Below are 23,693 nucleotides of genomic sequence, written 5' to 3'. Positions count from 1 at the left end.
GATGCGGCGTAAATGCCTTATCCGGCCTACTCAATCGTGCAACCTCAATATATTGCATACCCATTGTAGGCCTGATAAGCGTAGCGCATCAGGCAGTTTTGCGTTTGTCATCGCCCGTATGCTTTCTTAGTCCCACCAAACGTCGAAAAGTTCGCTGGTGCGTACCTCATCCAGTTTGCGCTCTTCCAGCCACTTACGCACAATCGCCTGATGTTCTTCGGTACATTTGCCAATTTCCTGCATGCAGATCAGACCTTCCCAGGCCAGATAACCGCTGCCGTCAAAAGCCAGCTTGTTCGGTTCGACAACCTCGTTAATAAAGTCATCAACGGTTTTATCAATCTGTTCTTCCGATGTACCTTCCGGGAATCGCCATGCCACCGAAAATCCTAATTCCTGGAATTCGTCGATGTGCATTTTTTTACGCAGACGACGGCTACGGTTCTTTGCCATTATTTCACCCTCTCGAACATTAAGTCCCATACTCCGTGACCAAGACGATGACCACGTTGTTCAAATTTCGTCACCGGACGTGATTCCGGGCGCGGTACGTAATCGTTACTTTCTGACAGGTTTTTATAACCGTCAATGGAAGACATCACTTCGAGCATATGTTCCGCATAAGGTTCCCAGTCGGTCGCCATATGGAATACGCCCCCCAGTTGCAGTTTGCTTTTTACCAGTTCAGCAAACGGCACCTGAACGATACGGCGTTTATTATGACGTGCTTTGTGCCACGGGTCAGGGAAAAAGAGCTGAACCATGCTCAATGAATTGTCAGGAATCATTTTATGCAGCACTTCGACCGCGTCATGACACATCACGCGCAGATTGCTCAGCCCCTCTTCATGCGCGGAAGCCAGGCAAGCGCCAACGCCCGGCGAATGCACTTCAATGCCGAGGAAATCCTGCTCCGGACGCTCTTTCGCCATTGCCACCAGCGAAGCACCCATGCCAAAACCAATCTCAAGCGTCACCGGCGCTTCACGGCCAAACAGCGTCGGGAAATCCAGCATATCTTCGCTGAACTCAACGCCCATCACCGGCCAGTAGTTTTCCAGCGCATGTTCCTGGCCTTTGGTCAGTCGCCCCTGGCGGCGTACAAAACTACGGATACGGCGCAGAGGACGGCCGTTTTCATCAAATTCCGGTGAGATGACGTCGTTTTTCATAAAGATTTAGTCGCTTGTGAAAGTGTTCTGAAAACGGGCATTATCCAAAGTTAGTTGCCGGATGCAAGCATGATAAGGCCGTGGCTGCGGAAAGTTCCGGTTTACACCCTGTCGTCGCTGTGCTGCAATCTTGCCCCCAACAACTGTGAATTTGGTGACCATGCAAGCGTCGCAATTTTCAGCCCAGGTTCTGGACTGGTACGATAAATACGGGCGGAAAACCCTGCCCTGGCAAATTGACAAGACGCCCTACAAAGTATGGCTCTCAGAAGTGATGTTGCAACAAACTCAGGTTGCGACTGTTATCCCCTATTTTGAACGCTTTATGGCGCGCTTCCCGACGGTGACCGATCTCGCCAATGCGCCGCTGGATGAAGTTCTCCACTTGTGGACCGGGCTTGGCTATTACGCCCGCGCGCGCAATCTACATAAAGCGGCACAGCAAGTTGCCACCTTACACGGCGGAAAATTCCCGGAAACCTTTGAGGAAATCGCCGCACTACCGGGCGTCGGGCGTTCCACCGCGGGCGCGATCCTCTCACTTTCTCTGGGTAAGCACTTTCCGATTCTCGACGGTAACGTCAAACGCGTGCTGGCGCGCTGCTATGCTGTAAGCGGCTGGCCAGGGAAAAAAGAGGTCGAGAATAAACTGTGGAGTTTGAGCGAACAGGTGACGCCCGCCGTCGGTGTGGAGCGGTTTAATCAGGCGATGATGGATTTAGGCGCGATGATCTGCACGCGCTCGAAGCCAAAGTGTTCGCTCTGCCCGCTACAAAACGGCTGCATTGCCGCGGCCAATGATAGCTGGTCACTTTATCCAGGCAAAAAACCGAAACAGACGCTGCCGGAGCGCACCGGCTACTTTCTGCTGTTACAGCACGAAAATGAAGTATTTCTGGCGCAGCGTCCGCCAAGTGGATTGTGGGGCGGTTTATACTGCTTCCCGCAGTTTGCTGATGAAGAAAGTATGCGGCAATGGCTGGCGCAACGGCAGATCAACGCCGGTCACCTGACGCAACTCACCGCGTTTCGTCATACCTTCAGCCATTTCCATTTAGATATTGTGCCTATGTGGCTTCCCGTGTCGTCATTCACCGGTTGCATGGATGAAGGCAATGCGCTCTGGTATAACTTAGCGCAACCGCCGTCAGTTGGCCTGGCGGCTCCCGTGGAGCGTTTGTTACAGCAGTTACGCACTGGCGCGCCGGTTTAGCGCGTGAGTCGATAAGAGGATAATTTATGAGCAGAACGATTTTTTGTACTTTCCTGCAGCGTGAAGCAGAAGGTCAGGATTTTCAGCTATACCCCGGCGAACTGGGAAAACGCATCTACAACGAGATTTCCAAAGAAGCCTGGGCGCAGTGGCAGCACAAGCAAACCATGTTGATCAACGAAAAGAAACTTAACATGATGAATGCTGAGCACCGCAAGCTGCTGGAGCAGGAGATGGTCAATTTCCTGTTCGAAGGTAAAGAGGTACATATCGAAGGCTATACGCCGGAAGATAAAAAATAAAAAGACATTGCCGGAGCACGCCTCCGGCAACTTGCATAAAAACAAACACAACACGCACCCGGAATGATGAAAAAATATCTCGCGCTGGCTTTGATTGCGCCGTTGCTCATCTCCTGTTCGACGACCAAAAAAGGCGATACCTATAATGAAGCCTGGGTCAAAGATACCAACGGTTTTGATATTCTGATGGGGCAATTTGCCCACAATATTGAAAACATCTGGGGATTCAAAGAGGTGGTGATCGCCGGTCCTAAGGACTACGTGAAATACACCGATCAATATCAAACCCGCAGCCACATCAACTTTGATGATGGTACGATCACTATCGAAACCATCGCCGGGACGGAACCTGTCGCACACCTGCGCCGGGCAATTATCAAAACGTTACTGATGGGTGACGATCCGGGGTCGGTCGATCTCTATTCCGATGTTGATGATATTACGATATCAAAAGAACCTTTCCTTTATGGTCAGGTAGTAGACAACACCGGGCAGCCAATTCGTTGGGAAGGTCGCGCGAGCAATTTCGCGGATTATCTGCTGAAAAACCGCCTCAAAAGCCGCAGCAACGGGCTGCGTATTATCTACAGCGTAACCATTAATATGGTGCCGAACCACCTTGATAAACGTGCGCATAAATATCTCGGTATGGTTCGCCAGGCGTCACGAAAATATGGTGTCGATGAGTCATTAATTCTGGCGATTATGCAAACCGAATCCTCATTTAACCCGTATGCGGTCAGCCGTTCCGATGCGCTGGGATTAATGCAGGTAGTACAGCACACCGCCGGGAAAGACGTGTTCCGCTCACAGGGGAAATCCGGCATACCTGGCCGCAGTTTCTTGTTCGATCCTGCCAGCAACATTGATACCGGCACCGCATATCTGGCGATGCTGAATAATGTTTATCTCGGCGGCATTGATAACCCAACGTCGCGGCGTTATGCCGTCATCACCGCCTATAACGGCGGCGCTGGCAGCGTGTTACGTGTTTTCTCGAATGATAAAATTCAGGCAGCTAATATTATTAACACCATGACGCCAGGTGATGTTTATCAGACTTTGACGACCCGCCATCCTTCTGCGGAATCTCGCCGCTATCTCTATAAAGTGAACATGGCGCAGAAATCTTACCGCCGTCGATAATTTCACCTTTGCCTCTAACATTACTTCGAGGCAAAGTGTTACACGCTTCACAATTTCGCCTTGCAAATTGAGATTATTTGCAATTATTTGCTACGGATAACAAAAAAACAGTCAGCGAAGTTGATAGAATCGCATCATCTTGCACGGTCAAATGTGCTTTTTAAAACACTCATCCGCATCACGATGTGAGGAAATTAACATGAATCTTAAGCTGCAGCTGAAAATCCTCTCTTTTCTGCAGTTCTGCCTGTGGGGAAGTTGGCTAACGACCCTCGGCTCATATATGTTCGTTACCCTGAAGTTCGACGGTGCTTCTATTGGCGCAGTTTATAGTTCACTGGGTATCGCCGCGGTCTTTATGCCTGCTTTGCTGGGGATTGTGGCCGACAAATGGTTAAGTGCGAAATGGGTATATGCCATTTGTCACACCATCGGCGCAATTACTCTCTTCATGGCGGCGCAAGTTACCACGCCGGAGGCGATGTTCCTCGTTATCCTGATTAACTCGTTTGCCTATATGCCAACACTTGGGTTAATCAACACCATCTCTTACTATCGCCTGCAAAACGCGGGGCTGGATATCGTTACTGATTTCCCGCCAATCCGTATCTGGGGCACCATCGGTTTTATTATGGCGATGTGGGTGGTGAGCCTGTCAGGCTTCGAACTAAGCCACATGCAACTGTATATTGGCGCAGCCCTTTCCGCCGTTCTGGTGCTGTTTACCTTTACGCTGCCGTATATTCCGGTTGCTAAACAGCAAGCGAATCAGAGCTGGACGACTTTGCTGGGGCTTGATGCATTCGCGCTGTTTAAAAACAAGCGTATGGCGATTTTCTTCATCTTCTCGATGCTGCTGGGCGCGGAACTGCAGATTACCAACATGTTCGGTAATACCTTCCTGCACAGCTTCGACAAAGATCCGATGTTCGCCAGCAGCTTTATCGTGCAACATGCGTCAATCATCATGTCGATTTCGCAAATCTCTGAAACGCTGTTCATTCTGACTATCCCGTTCTTCTTAAGCCGCTACGGTATTAAGAACGTAATGATGATCAGTATTGTGGCGTGGATACTGCGTTTTGCGCTGTTTGCCTACGGCGACCCGACTCCGTTCGGTACTGTACTGCTGGTGCTGTCAATGATTGTCTACGGCTGCGCATTCGACTTCTTCAACATCTCTGGTTCGGTGTTTGTGGAAAAAGAAGTTAGCCCGGCAATTCGCGCCAGTGCGCAGGGGATGTTCCTGATGATGACCAACGGCTTCGGCTGTATCCTCGGCGGTATTGTGAGCGGTAAAGTGGTTGAGATGTATACCCAAAACGGCATTACCGACTGGCAGACCGTATGGCTGATTTTCGCAGGTTACTCCGTGGTTCTGGCCTTCGCGTTCATGGCGATGTTCAAATACAAACACGTTCGTGTCCCAGCGGGCACACAGACGGTTAACCACTAATTACGCCAAGAAAAACGGGCTACCATCTGGTAGCCCGTTTTTTTGTTCTCACTTCAACACATAACCGTATAAACGTTTCATGCCGTCGGCATCGGTTTCGCTATAGACACCTTGTAGCTCCGGCGAAAACCCCGGCAACAAATTCACGCCTTCTTCCAGTGCGAGAAAATAACGCTGTACCGCGCCTCCCCATATCTCCCCCGGCACCACGCAAAGCACGCCAGGTGGATACGGCAGCGCGCCTTCCGCCGCAATCCGCCCTTCGGCATCACGAATACGCACTAACTCCACTTCACCACGAATATAGGCGCTATGCGCATCCTGGGGATTCATCACTACAGGCGGGAAACTCTGTTGGCGGAACATCGCTTTTTGCAGGTCTTTGACGTCGAAACTGACATACAGATCGTGCATCTCCTGACACAACTGGCGCAGGGTATAGTCGCGATAGCGCACCGGATATTTGTTATAAACGCTCGGCAACACCTCAGCCAGTGGCGAGTCATCCTCAATATGCTGTTCAAACTGTGCCAACATTGCGACCAGTTGTGCCAGCTTCTCGTGGCTCTCCGCCGGGGTTAATAAGAACAGAATAGAGTTGAGATCGCACTTTTCCGGCACAATGCCATTCTCACGCAGATAGTGCGCCAGAATCGTCGCAGGAATACCAAAGTCGCTATATTCACCGGTTTCGGCATCGATACCGGGCGTGGTCAGTAGCAGCTTGCACGGATCAACAAAATACTGATCTGCGGCATATCCCTCAAAGCCGTGCCAATTCGCCCCCGGTTCAAAACTGAAGAAGCGACGGTCGCTGGCCAATACTGACGTCGGATAATCCTGCCACAATTTGCCACCAACAACGGGCGGGATAAACGGGCGAAACAGCTTACAGCGTGCAAGAATCGCCTTGCGCGCTTCAATGCCCAACTCAACACACTCCGCCCACAGTCGACGACCGCTCTCCCCTTCATGGATTTTGGCGTTAACGTCCAGCGCAGCAAACAGCGGATAGAACGGACTGGTGGAGGCGTGGAGCATAAAGGCATTATTCAACCGCTTATGCGGGCAAAAGCGCGCCTGCCCGCGAATATGGTTATCTTTTTTGTGGATCTGCGAAGTCTGCGAGAATCCCGCCTGCTGTTTGTGCACCGACTGGGTAACAAAGATCCCCGGATCGTTTTCGTTAAGTTCTAACAGTAACGGCGAGCTATCTGCCATCATCGGAATAAACTGCTCGTAACCGACCCACGCGGAATCAAACAGAATGTAATCGCACAAATGCCCAATGGTCTCGATCACCTGGCGAGCGTTATAGATAGTACCGTCATAAGTTCCTAACTGAATAATTGCCAGGCGAAACGGGCGCGGTAGTTCGGCTTTTTCTGGTGCCACTTCACGAATTTGCTGGCGCAAATAGTCTTCATTAAAACAATGCGCATCAATACCGCCGATAAAACCGAACGGGTTACGCGCGGCTTCCAGATACACCGGCGTCGCCCCAGCCTGAATCAATGCACCGTGATGATTCGACTTATGATTGTTACGATCGAACAGTACCAGATCGCCACGCGTTAACAGCGCATTGGTAACCACTTTGTTTGCTGCCGAAGTGCCGTTAAGCACAAAATAGGTTTTATCAGCATGAAACACTTTGGCCGCAAACTTCTGCGCATCCTTCGCTGAGCCTTCATGAATAAGCAGATCGCCCAGTTTCACATCGGCGTTGCACATATCGGCACGAAAAACGTTCTCACCGAAGAAATTGTAAAAATGACGCCCCGCAGGATGCTTTTTAAAGAACGCGCCATGTTGATGACCCGGGCAAGCAAAAGTGCTGTTGCCCATCTCAACATATTGCGTCAGCGTGTCATAAAACGGCGGCAACACGTTCTCTTCGTACTGGCAGGCTGCAGATTCCAGCTCCAGCCACTGCTGCTCGTTGCCATTGATTACCGCCGCGACGCCCTCAGGCAATTCAACAATCTGTTCGGAATACAAAAACACCGGTAGATGAAAACCAGTGCGTTTAAGTAACGCAAGAATGCCACTGCGGCTATCCGCAGCGGTAATGACGACTGCCGCGACGTCCGTAAAATCAGTATCTTCCAGCGCCACCACGCGACGATGGGTAGAAATTCGGGAAACCAGTTCACTACTGGCGGCAATACTCATTGATTTCATAAATGTAAAACCCGTTTCGGGGAGGTAAAAATACCGGGCAAGGTGTAAAAACCTGCCGCATGAGATGTGGGTCAAACTGGTCACCAGCTCCGACCGCCAGACATCAGTAAAAGCAGAATGGCTCTGATTTTACTGTTGTCCTACAGTGAGCGTGCGTTAACTTCACCGCATGAGCAGTAATATGGAAAGGGAAGCGTTTCGCGCAAAACGGCGATAAACAAGAGAATGTAAGGAGGTGGCGTGCATCGGGCAAACTCCGTACAGCAAGGAGAAAATTCGCGCAATCATGGCACCTTTCACCAGAGCGTGCAAGCCAGGACTTTGCGGTCAGACAAGCAATCGGCGGGACAAAAAGTTCATAATAAAAACATCAAACAACACAATTAACAGGAACTCTTGTGGTCATCGGCCCTTTTATCAACGCTAGTGCAGTATTACTGGGTGGCGTCCTCGGCGCACTGCTTAGTCAACGCTTACCGGAACGGATCCGTGTCTCTATGACATCCATTTTTGGTCTGGCATCGTTGGGAATTGGTATTTTACTGGTGGTGAAATGCGCCAACCTTCCGGCGATGGTTTTAGCGACGCTACTCGGTGCATTAATTGGTGAAATTTGTTTGTTGGAAAAAGGTGTTAATACCGCAGTCGCTAAAGCGCAAAATTTGTTTCGTCACTCGCGTAAAAAGCCAGCGCATGAATCTTTTATTCAGAATTTTGTCGCGATTATTGTCCTGTTTTGTGCCAGTGGCACCGGGATCTTCGGCGCGATGAATGAAGGGATGACCGGCGATCCGAGCATTTTAATCGCCAAGTCATTTCTGGATTTCTTTACCGCGATGATCTTCGCCTGTTCACTTGGCATTGCGGTATCGGTGATTAGTATTCCATTGCTGATCATCCAGTTAACGCTGGCCTGGGCTGCTGCGCTGATATTACCGCTGACAACACCATCGATGATGGCAGACTTCAGCGCCGTAGGTGGTTTGCTGCTGCTAGCAACCGGCTTACGCATCTGCGGCATTAAACTATTTCCGGTGGTCAACATGCTTCCAGCACTACTTCTGGCAATGCCTCTTTCCGCCGCCTGGAGCGCCTGGTTTGTCTGATGATGCGTGTAGTAACGGCAAAGTGATGATAGATTGTGCAGTCTGCTATAAATTGAAGAAATTTAATTGACGAGACGAGGCGAATCAGGTTTAATGCGCCCCGTTGCCCGGATAGCTCAGTCGGTAGAGCAGGGGATTGAAAATCCCCGTGTCCTTGGTTCGATTCCGAGTCCGGGCACCACTATTCATAAGGCCTCGCTGAAAAGCGGGGCTTTTTCTTTTTCTGGCTACGGTAAATTTCTGGCCGTTGCTACACGTAATTTGCGTGCTGTATTTCTCGCCATTTTCGACGATGTTTGTTGCTTTATACACACCAATACATGCAGGCGCTCACAGTGATATTCTGTTAATTATCACTCCCTGACGTTCCCCCTGATTGTGCGGCAATCGGCTCGCCACCAGCGGCATTCTCATTTTTTACAGACGTCAACATTTTCCTTATTAATCCATTAAATCGTCGTGACCGTTACGGCTGTTTAGGTGCCAAAGCTGAAAGTTCTGCTTTGAGTTCTGCACTTAATGCCGGGTCCAGCAAAATGTTTTCCAGTTCTTTACGGAACGTCTGGTTATCCAGAAGGTTCGCTTTTAAATCACGAAGTAAATTACGCATGGAAAGCATGGCTTTTAGCTGAGGTATTTGTCGGGATACCTGTTCCGGGGAGAAATCCTTTATGCTCTGAAATGTCAACCTGATGCTGTCTTCGCTACCGTCATCAGCAAGTGTGTTATTAACGATAAGATTTACTTTTGGGGAATAGTCTGAAAGGACTGCATCAAAATTATTTTTGTTAAGATTAACTTTTTTACGCTCAGATAATGGCGCGGATTCCTGACCATTACTAAAATCACCCGCAACCAGTAACTTCAGGGGTAATTCTGTTTTTTTACTCGCCCCCCTGTATGCAGTTCTAATTTCAGATTAATACGGGCCTTTGGTATCTCCCGCTGGAAACTGTCACTCATAATCCCCTCACGTAATTCAGTTAAAGTCAAATTAATCATAATACTTATTTAACCGGATACTAAGGCAATGGCGAAATCAAAAAAACAATACAGATCAATACATTGAGAATAAAAACAATGGGAATGTTGCCAGACAATAAAAATAAGCACAGCGATATCAAGCAATTAAAAACGTCTTTATAAATATTCCTAATTGTATTTTTATTATGTGCTTTTATTTTTTCATTACCCGCACAACCTGTTAACAGACAGGCGGTACATCGTGCGAAACGTTGACTTACCTGGCTTCATACTACTGGCAAAGTTATTCTGATAGCCCCGCTTACTTTGCCTTACTGATTCATAAGCATTCACCGCCATCCTTATCCAACACTCAGACCATCCCAGTTTCTACAGGCCTCACCATTGGCGGAAGAGATTTTATTTTAGGTAAGCGCAAATTTGCATTACAGCATATTCAGGCCTACACCCGAATAGCCTGATTAACCATAAAATATTGACGCAGCGCAGCATATTGACTATTCCTTGAACTTATATTCATACATTGTAATAGCACAGTAAATGTAGGATCTTATGCATAACGGAGTATTTATGACTTTTAAGCGTTTGGTTGTTATTACCGCTATATCCTGTATGTATACCGGATTTGCATTTGCAACGAATGTCTCGTTGAATCCTGCCCAGGTAGAACATCTGAATAACGTCATTCATCGTGAGGTAAAAGGGAAGAATGACCGTAATTTTGCCTATACAAACTGGACTGAAGCTCAACGCGTAGCCGAATTTATTTGCCGACCGCTGGCACTGAAAGAACTACAGAAGCAGTACACCGACGTAGATAAGGTTATTCTCGATCAGGGAAAACATAATATGCAGCGCCTGGTCTCACCTGCGCTCCTGACGGGCAATGGTCAGTACCGTCGGGGGATTAACTGGACGACTTTTCACTACGCATGTGAACTGTCAGTGAAAACCGGAGAGGCTATAGGGTTCAGATTGTTGAACAACAAAACCCTGACCATGGCTCCGGGACCCGTTATTCGTCCCGGGAGGCTAAGCCAGTGAAAAATATTCTTACCGCATTTCTCATCATCACTCTCCCGGCGTTCTCTGCCACGGCGGCCAGTTTTGATTGTCGGCAGTCCCACAGTGCGGATGAAAAAGCAATTTGTTCATCACATAGCCTGAATGATTTGGACGTGGAGTTGAGTGTTAAATATCAATTCCTTCATGGACTTTACGCGATGGGAGCCGCCGGGGAACTGCATGACTCACAGGTACTGTGGCTGGCTGAACGACGCCGGTGTGGTAGCGATACAACCTGCCTGAGAAAAGCATACAAACAGCGATTAAAAACTTTAAACCATCTTTATGACGCGATTAATAAACCACTCTGAATCTGAAGTGGACTGTTGGTTGCCGGAGGTGCCTTTCTGCGAGGCACCTCCTTACCCGCGAGTATGGCGCAAAAGGGCCTGATGTTTGTCTCTCCATCAGCCCTTTCACTGAGCAAAATGTACGCTACAAAAATGAAGGATGGCCGGACGGAAGTGCTCTCTGGCATATGTGCCACCGATTCATCACGTGATAATCCCAATAATTATTTTTTATTTGGTAATAGTTTCCTTGAAAATATATGTACCAATAAATGCAATCTGGTCTGTTTTAATTCCACTGCCACCTGCAGAAATAATCAACCAGAAAACAATCTTGATATTTAATAGTCACTAATAAAACTTTATCACTCCCTTCTGCTTTATATGGAAATTGTCAATTGGTTAACTATACATAGCTTAAATAGTTGAATGCGGAATATCACCACCATTACCGAGGTGTTTTATTTATAAATAACAGTGTCATGCGTCCCTTTTTTTTACAATGAAACAATCAACCTCTGAATTGTTTTTTGATCTAATAGTTAAGCGCGAAACATTTTAATCATTGATAAAAATCCTAAACTCCTTGTTCATAATGTAGGGCTGTGTTAAATAGGTGGGCAAAATTTGGTTCCCCCTTCTCGCCTGTAATATTGCAGTATCTTCGCACTTCCATGAGACATTGCGACTTAATAAGAGGGTGATAAGTCCTGGATAAGAGCATGGACTAACCATATTTTTATATTTATTAAATAATTTGTTATAACCCATTGATTTAATATCAATAATTTATTATGGGTTCGGGTTTGTTGTGACTGTGGCACTATTTCCGTGCAAAGGAGCTGATATGTCTGAAAGACATTTACCTGATGACCAGAGCAGTACTATCGATCCATATTTAATTACCTCTGTTCGCCAGACTCTGGCAGAACAAGGCGCAGCATTACAAAACTTGTCTAAGCAACTGGATCCCGTACAGTACCAACGAGTCCTTAATTTGATAATGAACTGTAAAGGACACGTTATTCTTTCGGGAATGGGTAAATCAGGGCATGTTGGTCGTAAAATGTCAGCGACACTGGCCTCTACTGGTACGCCGAGTTTCTTTATTCATCCGGCAGAGGCTTTCCATGGCGATCTCGGTATGATTACGCCTTATGATCTCCTGATCCTTATTTCCGCCAGCGGTGAAACTGATGAAATTCTGAAGCTAGTCCCTTCACTGAAGAATTTCGGCAACCGAATTATCGCCATTACCAATAATGGAAATTCCACGCTGGCGAAAAATGCTGATGCCGTGCTGGAACTTCACATGGAGAATGAAACCTGCCCGAATAACCTTGCACCAACAACGTCCACCACGCTGACCATGGCGATCGGAGACGCGCTGGCTATTGCCATGATCCACCAGCGTAAATTTATGCCGAATGACTTCGCGCGTTATCACCCGGGCGGTTCATTAGGTCGTCGCCTGCTGACCCGTGTTGCTGATGTTATGCAGCATGATGTTCCTGCGGTGCACCTGGATGCGTCGTTTAAAACCGTGATTCAACGTATCACCAGCGGTTGCCAGGGTATGGTGATGGTAGAAGACGCAGAAGGCGAGCTGGCGGGTATTATCACCGACGGTGACCTGCGTCGCTTTATGGAAAAAGAGGATTCTCTGACATCCGCCACGGCTGCGCAGATGATGACGCGTGAACCACTGACTCTACCGGAAGAAACCATGATCATCGAAGCGGAAGAAAAGATGCAAAAGCATCGAGTCTCAACGTTATTGGTGACCAACAAGGCGAACAAAGTCACTGGTCTTGTACGAATTTTCGACTAATGAAGCAACGGGAGGCGAGAGGCCAGCCCCCTCGCCTCCACTGAAACTCTGATAATCGTTACATGTTGATAAAATTGAAGTCTGCCGTATCCTGGATGCGTGCTCGTCTGTCTGCCATCTCACTGACAGATATCCAAAAACACCTGGCGAAAATCATCATTCTGGCACCGATGGCTGTGCTACTGATCTATCTGGCTATCTTCAGCCAGCCTCGTTATATGAGCGAGTCGAAAGTAGCCATTAAACGCTCGGATGATTTAAATAGCGGCAGCCTGAATTTTGGTCTGCTTCTGGGTGCCTCTAACCCCAGTTCCGCGGAAGATGCGTTGTATCTGAAAGAGTATATCAACTCGCCGGATATGCTGGCGGCGCTGGATAAGCAACTGAATTTTCGTGAAGCATTTAGCCACAGCGGGCTCGATTTTCTTAATCATCTTAGCAAGGATGAAACCGCAGAAGGCTTCCTGAAGTACTACAAGGACCGTATCAACGTTTCGTATGACGATAAAACCGGATTGCTGAATATTCAGACACAGGGCTTTAGCCCGGAGTTTGCGCTTAAATTTAACCAGACCGTGTTGAAAGAGTCAGAACGCTTTATCAATGAGATGTCGCATCGCATTGCGCGTGATCAACTTGCCTTTGCAGAAAGCGAGATGGAAAAAGCGCGCCAGCGTCTGGATGCCAGCAAAGCGGAACTGCTCTCTTATCAGGACAGCAATAACGTCCTGGATCCACAAGCCCAGGCTCAGGCGGCGAGCACGTTAGTAAATACGCTGATGGCTCAGAAGATCCAGATGGAAGCAGATCTGCGTAACTTGCTGACATATCTGCGTGAAGACGCCCCCCAAGTGGTGAGCGCGCGTAACGCGATTCAGTCATTGCAGGCACAAATCGATGAAGAAAAAAGCAAAATCACAGCGCCACAGGGTGACAAGCTAAACCGTATGGCGGTGGATTTTGAAGAAATCAAATCAAAAGTAGAGTTCAACACCGAGCTGTACAAACTGACCCTGACCTCCATTGAAAAGACCCGTGTAGAAGCGGCTCGTAAGCTCAAGGTGCTGTCTGTGATCAGTTCGCCACAGTTGCCGCAGGAATCGTCTTTTCCAAACATCCCTTATTTGATCGCCTGTTGGTTACTGGTGTGCTGCCTGCTGTTCGGCACCCTGAAACTGTTGCTGGCTGTTATTGAAGATCACCGAGATTAACGCTGTCGCTGAATGAGTTTGTGATGAAATTATTTAAATCAATTTTACTGATTGCCGCCTGTCACGCGGCGCAGGCCAGCGCGGCCATTGATATTAACGCTGACTCAAACCTTACGGGGGCAGCACCACTGCCCGGTATTCTGAGTGGGCAGCAGTCGGATACACAAAACATGAGCGGCTTCGACAACACCCCACCGCCAGCACAGCCGGTGGTGATGAGTCGTATGTTTGGTGCTCAACTTTTCAACGGCACCAGCGCGGATAGCGGTGCAACGGTAGGATTCAATCCTGACTATATCCTTAATCCGGGCGATAGCGTTCAGGTTCGTTTATGGGGTGCGTTCACCTTTGATGGTGCGTTACAGATTGATCCCAAAGGCAATATTTTCCTGCCGAACGTTGGTCCGGTGAAAGTTGCTGGGGTTAGCAATAGCCAGTTGAACGCCCTGGTTACATCAAAAGTAAAGGAAGTGTACCAGTCCAACGTCAACGTCTACGCCTCCTTATTACAGGCGCAGCCAGTAAAAGTGTACGTTACCGGCTTTGTACGTAATCCTGGTCTGTACGGCGGCGTGACGTCCGACTCTTTACTGAATTATCTGATCAAGGCTGGCGGCGTAGATCCGGAACGCGGGAGCTACGTTGATATTGTGGTCAAGCGCGGCAACCGCGTGCGCTCCAACGTCAACCTGTATGACTTCCTGCTAAACGGAAAACTGGGGCTTTCGCAGTTCGCCGATGGTGACACCATCATCGTTGGGCCTCGTCAACATACGTTCAGCGTTCAGGGCGATGTCTTTAACAGCTACGACTTTGAGTTCCGCGAAAGCAGCATTCCTGTAACAGAAGCGTTGAGCTGGGCACGCCCTAAGCCTGGCGCAACTCACATTACGATTATGCGTAAACAGGGGCTGCAAAAACGTAGCGAATACTATCCGATCAGTTCTGCGCCAGGCCGTATGTTGCAGAACGGCGATACCTTAATCGTGAGCACTGACCGCTATGCCGGCACCATTCAGGTACGAGTTGAAGGCGCGCATTCCGGCGAACATGCCATGGTGCTGCCTTATGGTTCCACCATGCGTGCGGTTCTGGAAAAAATCCGTCCGAACAGCATGTCGCAGATGAACGCGGTTCAGCTTTATCGCCCATCAGTAGCTCAGCGTCAGAAAGAGATGCTGAATCTCTCGCTGCAAAAACTGGAGGAAGCGTCACTTTCTGCCCAGTCCTCCACCAAAGAAGAAGCCAGCCTGCGTATGCAGGAAGCGCAACTGATCAGCCGCTTTGTGGCAAAAGCACGTACTGTGGTCCCGAAAGGCGAAGTGATCCTCAACGAGTCCAATATTGATTCTGTTCTGCTTGAAGATGGCGACGTCATCAATATTCCAGAGAAAACGTCGCTGGTTATGGTTCATGGCGAGGTGCTGTTCCCGAACGCGGTGAGCTGGCAGAAGGGGATGACCACCGAGGATTACATCGAGAAATGTGGTGGCCTGACGCAGAAATCGGGTAACGCCAGAATTATCGTCATTCGTCAGAACGGCGCTGCCGTCAACGCGGAAGATGTGGATTCACTCAAGCCGGGCGATGAGATTATGGTTCTGCCGAAATATGAATCGAAAAACATTGAAGTTACTCGCGGTATTTCCACCATCCTTTACCAGTTGGCGGTGGGTGCAAAAGTGATTCTGTCTTTGTAAGGAGTTGAAATGAGCAAAGCAGTTATTGTCATTCCGGCTCGTTATGGTTCATCGCGCCTGCCGGGTAAGCCGCTACTCGATATTGTCGGCAAACCGATGATCCAGCATGTTTACGAGCGTGCGTTACAGGTGGCGGGCGTTGCAGAAGTTTGGGTGGCAACAGACGACCCGCGCGTTGAACAGGCCGTGCAGGCGTTCGGCGGGAAAGCCATCATGACGCGTACCGATCATGAATCCGGCACCGATCGGCTGGTCGAGGTGATGCATACGGTGGAAGCAGATATCTACATTAACTTGCAGGGCGATGAACCAATGATTCGTCCGCGGGATGTAGAAACACTGTTACAAGGAATGCGTGACGATCCCGCGTTGCCGGTGGCAACACTATGCCACGCGATTTCTGCCGAAGAAGCGACGGAGCCAAGCACAGTAAAAGTGGTTGTGAATACCCGCCAGGATGCGCTTTATTTCAGCCGCTCACCGATCCCGTATCCGCGTAATGCTGAAAAAGCGCGTTACCTGAAACACGTCGGTATTTACGCTTATCGTCGCGATGTGCTGCAAAACTACAGCCAGTTGCCGGAGTCCATGCTGGAGCAGGCGGAATCACTGGAGCAGCTACGGTTGATGAACGCAGGGATCAACATTCGCACGTTTGAAGTTGCCGCAACAGGTCCGGGCGTCGACACCCCTGCATGTCTTGAAAAAGTGCGCACCCTGATGGCACAGGAACTGGCTGAAAACGCATGATTGGCATTTTCTCGTCTGGCATCTGGCGTATTCCACATCTGGAGAAATTTCTGGCGCAACCGTGCCAGAAACTTTCTCTGCTGCGCCCTGTTCCACAAGAAGTTGATGCTATCGCCGTGTGGGGACATCGCCCCAGCGCGGCGAAACCAGTCGCCATCGCTAAAGCAGCGGGAAAGCCGGTCATCCGTCTGGAAGATGGATTTGTGCGTTCGCTGGATCTTGGCGTCAATGGCGCACCGCCGCTTTCTTTGGTGGTAGATGATTGCGGCATTTACTACGATGCCAGCAAGCCTTCGGCGCTGGAGAAACTGGTACAGGATAAAGCCGGAAATGCGGCATTGGCAGATCAGGCCAGAGAAGCGATGCACACCATCGTGACCGATGATTTGTCGAAATATAATCTGGCGCCTGCGTTTGTGGCTGATGAGTCAGAACATTCAGACATCGTTCTGGTTGTCGATCAGACATTTAATGATATGTCAGTGACGTATGGTAATGCGGGTCAGAATGAGTTTGCCGCCATGCTGGAGGCCGCGATTGCGGAAAATCCTCAAGCGACAATTTGGGTGAAGGTGCACCCAGATGTACTGGAAGGAAAGAAAACAGGTTATTTCGCCGATCTGCGCGCCACGCAACGAGTACGTTTAATTGCCGAGAATGTCAGCCCGCAGTCGCTGTTGCGACACGTTTCCCGAGTTTACGTCGTGACCTCCCAGTACGGCTTTGAAGCCTTGCTGGCAGGAAAACCGGTGACATGCTTCGGCCAGCCCTGGTATGCAGGCTGGGGCTTAACGGACGATCGTCATTCGCAGTCGGCGTTGTTATCTGCCCGACGCGGTTCAGCCACACTGGAAGAACTTTTTGCCGCTGCATACCTGCGTTACTGTCGCTATATCGATCCGCAAACGGGAGCAGTAAGCGATCTGTTTACCGTGCTGCAATGGCTGCAATTACAACGCCGACATCTGCAACAGCGTAATGGCTATTTATGGGCGCCAGGCTTAACGCTGTGGAAGTCAGCGATCCTGAAACCTTTCTTGCGAACAGCGACAAACCGGCTGAGTTTTTCACGTCGTTGTACTGCGGCGAGCGCCTGCGTGGTATGGGGTGTAAAGGGGGAACAGCAATGGCGAGCCGAAGCGCAGCGAAAATCACTGCCGTTATGGCGAATGGAAGATGGTTTTCTGCGTTCATCCGGACTTGGCTCTGACCTGCTGCCACCGCTATCGCTGGTGCTGGATAAACGCGGGATCTACTATGACACCACGCGCCCCAGCGACCTGGAAGTGCTGCTGAATCATAGCCAGCTAACGCTGGCGCAGCAGATGCGAGCTGAAAAATTACGCCAGCGACTGGTTGAAAGCAAACTGAGCAAGTACAACCTGGGAGCCGATTTCTCTCTACCAGACGAAGCTAAAGGTAAAAAAGTTATCCTGGTGCCGGGTCAGGTAGAGGACGATGCCTCTATTAAAACAGGCACTGTCTCGATTAAGAGCAACCTTGAGCTATTACGCACAGTACGCGAGCGTAATCCGCACGCCTACATTATTTATAAACCGCACCCGGATGTACTGGTGGGGAATCGCAAGGGCGATATTCCGGCAGAACTGGCTGCTGAACTAGCTGATTATCAGGCACTTGACGCAGATATTATTCAATGCATTCAGCGCGCAGATGAAGTGCACACCATGACGTCGCTGTCGGGATTTGAAGCGTTATTACATGGTAAGCACGTACATTGTTACGGCCTGCCCTTCTATGCCGGTTGGGGTTTAACCGTTGATGAACATCACTGCCCGCGCCGCGAGCGCAGATTAACGATAGCAGACTTGATCTATCAAGCGTTGATTGTTTATCCAACCTATATCCACCCAACACGGCTACAACCTATTACAGTTGAAGAAGCTGCGGAATATTTAATCCAGACGCCGCGCAAGCCGATGGTAATTAGAAAAAATAATATTGACAGAGTTATTAATATTTACCGTAAGTTAATCATGTTCTGCAGAGTCAGACTGGATTAACCAATTTCATTATTGACTATTGCACAGATTATTTATGCAAGATAATGCACTAAGCATTTTGTTATCCGGTAAAAAGTACCTGCTATTGCAGGGACCGATGGGACCTTTTTTCAATGACATCGCCGAGTGGTTAGAGTCATTAGGCCGTAACGCTGTGAATGTTGTATTCAACGGCGGGGATCTTTTTTACTGCCGTAATCGACAATACCTGGCTTATTACCAAACGCCGAAAGAGTTTCCCGGTTGGTTGCGAGATCTCCACCGACAATATGACTTTGACACCATCCTCTGCTTTGGCGACTGCCGCCCATTACACAAAGAAGCAAAACGCTGGGCGAATACGAAAGAGATCCGCTTTCTGGCATTTGAAGAAGGATATTTACGCCCGCAGTTTATTACCGTTGAAGAAGGCGGAGTAAACGCATATTCATCGCTACCGCGCGATCCGGATTTTTATCGTAAGTTACCAGATATGGCTGCGCCGCACATTGAGAACTTAAAACCTTCAACGATGAAACGCATTGGCCATGCGATGTGGTATTACCTGATGGGCTGGCATTACCGTCATGAGTTCCCTCGCTACCGCCACCACAAATCGTTTTCCCCCTGGTATGAAGCACGTTGCTGGGTTCGTGCGTACTGGCGCAAGCAACTTTACAAAGTAACACAGCGTAAGGTATTGCCGAGGTTAATGAATGAGCTGGATCAGCGTTATTATCTTGCCGTTTTGCAGGTGTACAACGATAGCCAGATTCGTAACCACAGCAATTATAACGATGTGCGTGACTATATTAATGAAGTCATGTACTCATTTTCACGTAAAGCGCCGAAAGAAAGTTATTTGGTGATCAAACATCATCCGATGGATCGTGGTCACAGACTCTATCGACCATTAATTAAGCGGTTGAGTACGGAATATGGCTTAGGTGAGCGCGTCATTTATGTGCACGATCTCCCGATGCCGGAATTATTACGCCATGCAAAAGCGGTGGTAACAATAAACAGTACGGCAGGGATCTCTGCGCTGATTCATAACAAACCGCTCAAAGTGATGGGCAATGCCCTGTACGACATCAAAGGATTGACGTATCAAGGGCATTTGCACCAGTTCTGGCAGGCTAACTTTAAACCGGATATGAAACTGTTTAAGAAGTTTCGTGAGTATTTATTAATGAAGACGCAGATTAATGCAGTTTATTATAGACGACTGAGTTATGAAAAAGGCACATATTTAGTAAATAGAGTTCCATTCAATAACAAGTCATTACAGTAATAAGATAGTTACCATTTATATTTAGCAGAGTGTGATATCACATATTTTTTGTATCATATGTATGGTTAATGAAATCAACATCATATTAAAATACAATAATTATGGAAATATAACTTATGTTATTTATTTAATATATCAACTATTCAAAAAATAGTTAATAACACTATATGATAAGCCGTAAAATAAAAACACAAGAAATAATTATCAGGCCATGGGGTAATTAGTTACGATTTCAGACATCGTCATTTAATGACGCCGTACAGTGTTCTACGAACATTACAAACCTATCAACATCTATTGTCAGCTCTTTATCCTCATTTTTTTCTATCCAATAGCATCCATATTTACAATTCATTAGCTGAGTAGTACGATAATAACTAACTCTATTCCAATCTGTAGGCATTATCTCAATAAGAATTTTTAAATTTTTTGAAAAAACAGCATTTGCAATGCCCATCCCATGCGATCCAACAATTATTTCCGCGTGAGAAAACAGAGCAATTTGTTCACTTGGAGTATAATCACCCGGATCACAGATGTAATATCCCTGTTCTTCAAAGTACTTATATAAATCTATTTCGTTATGGATTTTTCGCTGTGTTGCATTCCGCCGAGAAATAAAAATTTTATGTTTCTGAGTAATATTTGATAATTTCGAGAATGACTCTGAAAGATTATTACAGCTTTTGATATAATAATCGCTTGGAGTATGTAAATGACCGAAACTTGGAAATGATGTGATTATCACATTATCAAATTCAATCCAAGTGTTTCCAACTTGTATTATTTTATTTCTTTTAACCCCTAAACCTTCAAGCAAAATAACAAGTTCTTCTGATATATGTGGCGTAACAATATTAAAACCATCTAATGAACCATATACCTGTTTTATCAAATAAAGTGCAGGCAACGACTCTCGATATAAATGATCTAAATTTGAGAACATATAAAGCCAGATAGACTTACCATGAATTTTTATTGAGTCATGAAAATCATCAACAAATAACTGTCTCTCATTATAATTAAGTATTCCTTGTTCTTTTAAAGCTTGCTTCCCAGACACATTTATAAAATTCCAAAGATATTTATCTTTATATAAAATAGGCCAATACCTTGGCATTCCTTCTGGGCGAGGGCCAATTTTACATGATTCAACCTCAATAATGATCACCTCATGAGTTTGATATTGTGTTGTAAAAATAGCGGAAAGCTCAGATATATCCATATTTTCGTTGTCTACCTGAAAAAAAGGATTAGACATCGATTTTATTTGCATTTTATCTTGAGCGATATATCTATTAATTTTATTTAAAAATATATCCTTTGAGTTTCTTATATCAATTGGTTTAAATGCATTATGAACCAACATATTATCACTTGCCTATTAAAATAAAATTTTTGCTAAAAAATTAAGTGATTTATACCTGGAGTCAATAAAAAATCTTTTAGGATTTTGCTTGAATTTTTTTATTTTCTTTATATATTTCCTTTCATTTTCACATGATGGGGTAAGTATCGATAATTCTGTTTTTTCAAAAATACTTTTTTTTATTTCATCATTTTCTTTTTTCTCAATAACAGTTTTAACATTTCCTTCAGAAGATTTATTAGAAACTTTATTGTGATTTATTTTCTTTTTTTCTCCAACAATTGGTTTAACTAAAGATATATAAGATGGAAGTTTCAACTTTTTCTCTAAACTTAGAATCCCTGATTTATGAATGGAAACAAGGCTTTTTTCAAGAAATTTTATCAAAAAAAGTTCAAGATTACTGTACTCTTCAATAGTAAGATATTTATTTAGTTTATTTTCTTTTAAGGCAGTAAAAAACTCATCAATACTATCAAAATCATATGTAAATCCTTTTTTCCCATAAAATGCATTACCAAGTTGTATTGGCTTAACACCTAAAAATGCAGCCTCGATTGCTGATTGAGAACACAAAGTTACTATATGATCAGATTGTTTTATTAGGCTCTCTAAATTGAAATCCTCTATAATAAATACTCTTGATGATTTATCATCAGGAAGTTCTTTAATATATTCATGGATCTTTTCAAAGGTCAAAGCAGACCGTATATTGTTTTTGTGTCTTTCCCAAGGATGGGATTTAAATATAACAAAAACATCATCATCGCATAACAGTCTATCAATCAATTCAATATAAAAATCTATAGTTGAAAGATATTTCTTTGCAGTACAAATGACAGAGAAATCATTTACAACTTGACCTATAATAGTAACTGTCTTGCTACCTTTTTTTTCAATTAAGAATGTTTCTGAAGGTTGGGTAACATTCTTGTTTTTAGCCAAGAGAACCTTATTAATCGCTTTGATCCTTGTCCTTTCTAACTCAAAACCGTTTTCTTCTATATTAACTGAGTTATAGACATTACTTATCTTTAAATTTGTATTATTAGGAATAGGGTCATACTTCTCTTCAATATAGTATTCATTCCCTGTGAAAAAATGTTCCAAGACAAGAGGTGTTGTTGGGTGAGTTTTAAGAATCTCTAATAAAACTCTGTTATATATTTGAGCTCCAGAAAAAATACAAGCATATGTATGTTTTTTTATATTACTCAGTTTATCTTTCCAAAAATCAATCCAAGACCAGGCAGCAGCTAAGTTTAGCAGTAATGCCCTAGAGTCCGTTTGCATCATGAACAAAAATAAATCACTATCATCAGGCACACCGCTTAATAAAAGTCTAAAGCTGTCAATTGGCAAATAATATGATAATGCTTCATCTCTGCATACTTTAAAAAGATTAATTCCATTTACTGTAAAGTAATATAATTCCTCTCTATCTTGTTCCAGCAATTCATTATATTTTGGTTGCAATTCATCAAAAAAACACTCATAATTCCCGTAAGCGCTTACCCATTTATTCCTTTCGCGTACAAAAGTATGATATATCTTATGCCTTTCAATAAAATCAAATAAACTTTTAAAATTCCTTACATGAAAATGTACGCTATCGGAAAATAAAATGCTTATATTTTTCATTATAAATCACCTTACCATATTTTTATAGATTAATGAGGTTTTTTCCATTACATCTTGCCATGTCATTATATTTTTTGAACTTGCGAACGCATTTTTTTCTAATTCTTGGTAATTAATGTCTTGAGAAAAATAGTTAATATTATCAATGTCTTTTTCAATATCACCAGTTAAAATAATACCATTCACACCATTTTTAACATAGTCATTCACCATTCCAACAGGTGTCGATATTATTGGTGTGCCTGATGCAATTGCCTCAGGGATATTTGCAGGGCCACCTTCATACAAGCTAGTTACTAAAAGGAAATTGAGTTGTTTATATAAATCTCCATAACAAAAATATGGTAGTCTTTCATAGCACTTTACTTCAAAACCATATTGTGCAGCTTTATATGCTGTTATTGTTCTATCAACGCCGACAAAAATAAATTTGTATTTTTGTGAATCCAGTCTTTTGAAAATCTCATAAAGATAAGCTTCCCCCTTAACTTTGCGACCATATCTTTTTGAAATAAAACCGATATTAATCTTATCAGTTTTTTTCTTTGACATTAGTGTATTACAAAATACATCTGAATTATAACCATGTGGGATAACTTCAGTATTTGTTAACCCCTTATTATGTATGAATGCTTGTTGCATTGAATTAAGACATAATATTTTCTTTGCCTCCATATATCTAGGATGAAATTTTTCATAATTTAACCAAGGATCTGTATCATTTAAGTCATGGTGAATAGTTACAACAGAGTTTGCTTTTAGCTCGCTTTCCAAATGAGGGCGGTGGTAGTGATAGAGGTCTGCGTTATCAATTGGTCTGCAACTTTCAACTATCGATATCTCTTTGTCACAATATTTTTTATAATAAGAAAGAAGATCCGTAAAGATTCCACTTGTAATATTAGATGACATTACATGATTAACTATTATAGACATAACAATGTACTTTGATAATTTGGCAGGAATAATAAATAAA

Annotated in this window: 20 protein-coding genes, 1 tRNA gene and 1 pseudogene; 14 read left to right on the top strand and 8 right to left on the bottom strand. The window is 45.5% G+C overall.

Annotated elements, in window-relative coordinates; translation table 11 throughout:
• Positions 1-126: 126 nt before the first annotated feature.
• On the bottom strand, positions 127-453 hold the full coding sequence (locus BEA93_RS00790) for a YggL family protein (protein WP_001107572.1): 327 nt from the start codon (positions 451-453) through the stop codon (positions 127-129).
• Entirely contained in the window at positions 453-1,172 is a 720-nt protein-coding gene (trmB, locus tag BEA93_RS00785) for a tRNA (guanosine(46)-N7)-methyltransferase TrmB (protein ID WP_000786922.1), read from the bottom strand. The genes BEA93_RS00790 and trmB overlap by 1 nt, the downstream gene beginning before the upstream one ends.
• 160 nt (positions 1,173-1,332) lie before the next feature.
• Here trmB and mutY point away from each other — a divergent pair, with 160 nt between their 5' ends.
• The 4 genes from mutY (at position 1,333) to nupG (ending at position 5,289) form a co-directional block, all read left to right on the top strand.
• A complete protein-coding gene (gene mutY / locus BEA93_RS00775) occupies positions 1,333-2,385 on the top strand; it encodes an A/G-specific adenine glycosylase (RefSeq protein WP_001517060.1) in 1,053 nt (350 codons plus the stop codon).
• A gap of 26 nt (positions 2,386-2,411) precedes the next feature.
• Positions 2,412-2,687 carry an oxidative damage protection protein gene (locus BEA93_RS00770; RefSeq protein ID WP_000091700.1) on the top strand — a complete coding sequence of 92 codons (276 nt, stop codon included), beginning with the start codon at positions 2,412-2,414 and terminating at the stop codon, positions 2,685-2,687.
• Positions 2,688-2,753: 66 nt separating this feature from the next.
• On the top strand, positions 2,754-3,833 hold the full coding sequence (gene mltC / locus BEA93_RS00765; RefSeq protein ID WP_001517061.1) for a membrane-bound lytic murein transglycosylase MltC: 1,080 nt from the start codon (positions 2,754-2,756) through the stop codon (positions 3,831-3,833).
• 199 nt (positions 3,834-4,032) lie between these two features.
• Positions 4,033-5,289, top strand: coding sequence for a nucleoside permease NupG (gene nupG / locus BEA93_RS00760; RefSeq protein ID WP_001517062.1), 1,257 nt, complete (start codon positions 4,033-4,035; stop codon positions 5,287-5,289).
• Positions 5,290-5,337: 48 nt separating this feature from the next.
• On the opposite strand, the gene speC is transcribed toward nupG, so the two are convergent.
• Both speC and BEA93_RS25500 read right to left on the bottom strand, forming a co-directional pair.
• A complete protein-coding gene (gene speC / locus BEA93_RS00755; protein WP_105224369.1) occupies positions 5,338-7,473 on the bottom strand; it encodes an ornithine decarboxylase in 2,136 nt (711 codons plus the stop codon).
• Between the two features lie 162 nt (positions 7,474-7,635).
• On the bottom strand, positions 7,636-7,719 hold the full coding sequence (locus tag BEA93_RS25500) for a hypothetical protein (protein WP_212976457.1): 84 nt from the start codon (positions 7,717-7,719) through the stop codon (positions 7,636-7,638).
• A 152-nt stretch (positions 7,720-7,871) separates the two neighbouring features.
• Between BEA93_RS25500 and BEA93_RS00750 the strand changes: the two genes are divergently transcribed.
• Both BEA93_RS00750 and BEA93_RS00745 read left to right on the top strand, forming a co-directional pair.
• Positions 7,872-8,579, top strand: coding sequence for a DUF554 domain-containing protein (locus BEA93_RS00750; RefSeq protein WP_000234506.1), 708 nt, complete (start codon positions 7,872-7,874; stop codon positions 8,577-8,579).
• A gap of 105 nt (positions 8,580-8,684) precedes the next feature.
• Positions 8,685-8,760 (top strand) — tRNA-Phe (locus BEA93_RS00745).
• Between the two features lie 285 nt (positions 8,761-9,045).
• Here the strand turns inward: BEA93_RS00745 and tssB are convergent.
• Positions 9,046-9,542 (bottom strand): annotated as a pseudogene (gene tssB / locus BEA93_RS00740) (type VI secretion system contractile sheath small subunit).
• Between the two features lie 591 nt (positions 9,543-10,133).
• Here tssB and BEA93_RS00735 point away from each other — a divergent pair.
• The 8 genes from BEA93_RS00735 (at position 10,134) to BEA93_RS00700 (ending at position 19,707) form a co-directional block, all read left to right on the top strand.
• Positions 10,134-10,607 carry a hypothetical protein gene (locus BEA93_RS00735; RefSeq protein WP_000143249.1) on the top strand — a complete coding sequence of 158 codons (474 nt, stop codon included), beginning with the start codon at positions 10,134-10,136 and terminating at the stop codon, positions 10,605-10,607.
• Positions 10,604-10,939: a lysozyme inhibitor LprI family protein gene (locus tag BEA93_RS00730; RefSeq protein ID WP_000789899.1), complete on the top strand. Its 336-nt coding sequence runs from the start codon at positions 10,604-10,606 to the stop codon at positions 10,937-10,939. The genes BEA93_RS00735 and BEA93_RS00730 overlap by 4 nt, the downstream gene beginning before the upstream one ends.
• Before the next feature lie 826 nt (positions 10,940-11,765).
• Complete coding sequence (locus BEA93_RS00725) at positions 11,766-12,749, top strand: KpsF/GutQ family sugar-phosphate isomerase (RefSeq protein WP_001325875.1); 984 nt, start codon at positions 11,766-11,768, stop codon at positions 12,747-12,749.
• Positions 12,750-12,811: 62 nt separating this feature from the next.
• A complete protein-coding gene (locus BEA93_RS00720; protein ID WP_000905744.1) occupies positions 12,812-13,960 on the top strand; it encodes a capsule polysaccharide transporter in 1,149 nt (382 codons plus the stop codon).
• A 23-nt stretch (positions 13,961-13,983) separates the two neighbouring features.
• Positions 13,984-15,660 (top strand): polysaccharide biosynthesis/export family protein, encoded by a 1,677-nt coding sequence (locus BEA93_RS00715; protein ID WP_001325876.1) that lies wholly within the window; start codon positions 13,984-13,986, stop codon positions 15,658-15,660.
• 9 nt (positions 15,661-15,669) lie between these two features.
• Positions 15,670-16,410 (top strand): 3-deoxy-manno-octulosonate cytidylyltransferase, encoded by a 741-nt coding sequence (gene kdsB, locus BEA93_RS00710; protein ID WP_105224370.1) that lies wholly within the window; start codon positions 15,670-15,672, stop codon positions 16,408-16,410.
• Positions 16,407-18,434, top strand: a complete 2,028-nt coding sequence (locus BEA93_RS00705; RefSeq protein WP_105224371.1) for a capsular polysaccharide biosynthesis protein — start codon at positions 16,407-16,409, stop codon at positions 18,432-18,434. Before kdsB ends, BEA93_RS00705 begins: the two co-directional genes overlap by 4 nt.
• 34 nt (positions 18,435-18,468) lie before the next feature.
• A complete protein-coding gene (locus BEA93_RS00700) occupies positions 18,469-19,707 on the top strand; it encodes a capsule biosynthesis protein (RefSeq protein ID WP_016249192.1) in 1,239 nt (412 codons plus the stop codon).
• A gap of 232 nt (positions 19,708-19,939) precedes the next feature.
• Here BEA93_RS00700 and BEA93_RS00695 read toward each other — a convergent pair whose 3' ends face one another.
• From BEA93_RS00695 to BEA93_RS00685, 3 genes are read right to left on the bottom strand one after another with little or no spacing between them, the layout of a single operon-like run.
• Positions 19,940-21,076, bottom strand: a complete 1,137-nt coding sequence (locus BEA93_RS00695) for a glycosyltransferase family 61 protein (RefSeq protein ID WP_016249193.1) — start codon at positions 21,074-21,076, stop codon at positions 19,940-19,942.
• Positions 21,077-21,091: 15 nt separating this feature from the next.
• Entirely contained in the window at positions 21,092-22,717 is a 1,626-nt protein-coding gene (locus tag BEA93_RS00690; protein ID WP_016249194.1) for a capsular polysaccharide export protein, LipB/KpsS family, read from the bottom strand.
• A 6-nt stretch (positions 22,718-22,723) separates the two neighbouring features.
• Positions 22,724-23,653, bottom strand: a complete 930-nt coding sequence (locus BEA93_RS00685) for a glycosyltransferase family 4 protein (RefSeq protein ID WP_016249195.1) — start codon at positions 23,651-23,653, stop codon at positions 22,724-22,726.
• Positions 23,654-23,693: the final 40 nt, after the last annotated feature.

The organism is Escherichia sp. MOD1-EC5950, from assembly GCF_002965345.1.
Classification (GTDB): domain Bacteria; phylum Pseudomonadota; class Gammaproteobacteria; order Enterobacterales; family Enterobacteriaceae; genus Escherichia; species Escherichia marmotae.
This window is presented reverse-complemented; position numbering and strand designations above follow the sequence as displayed.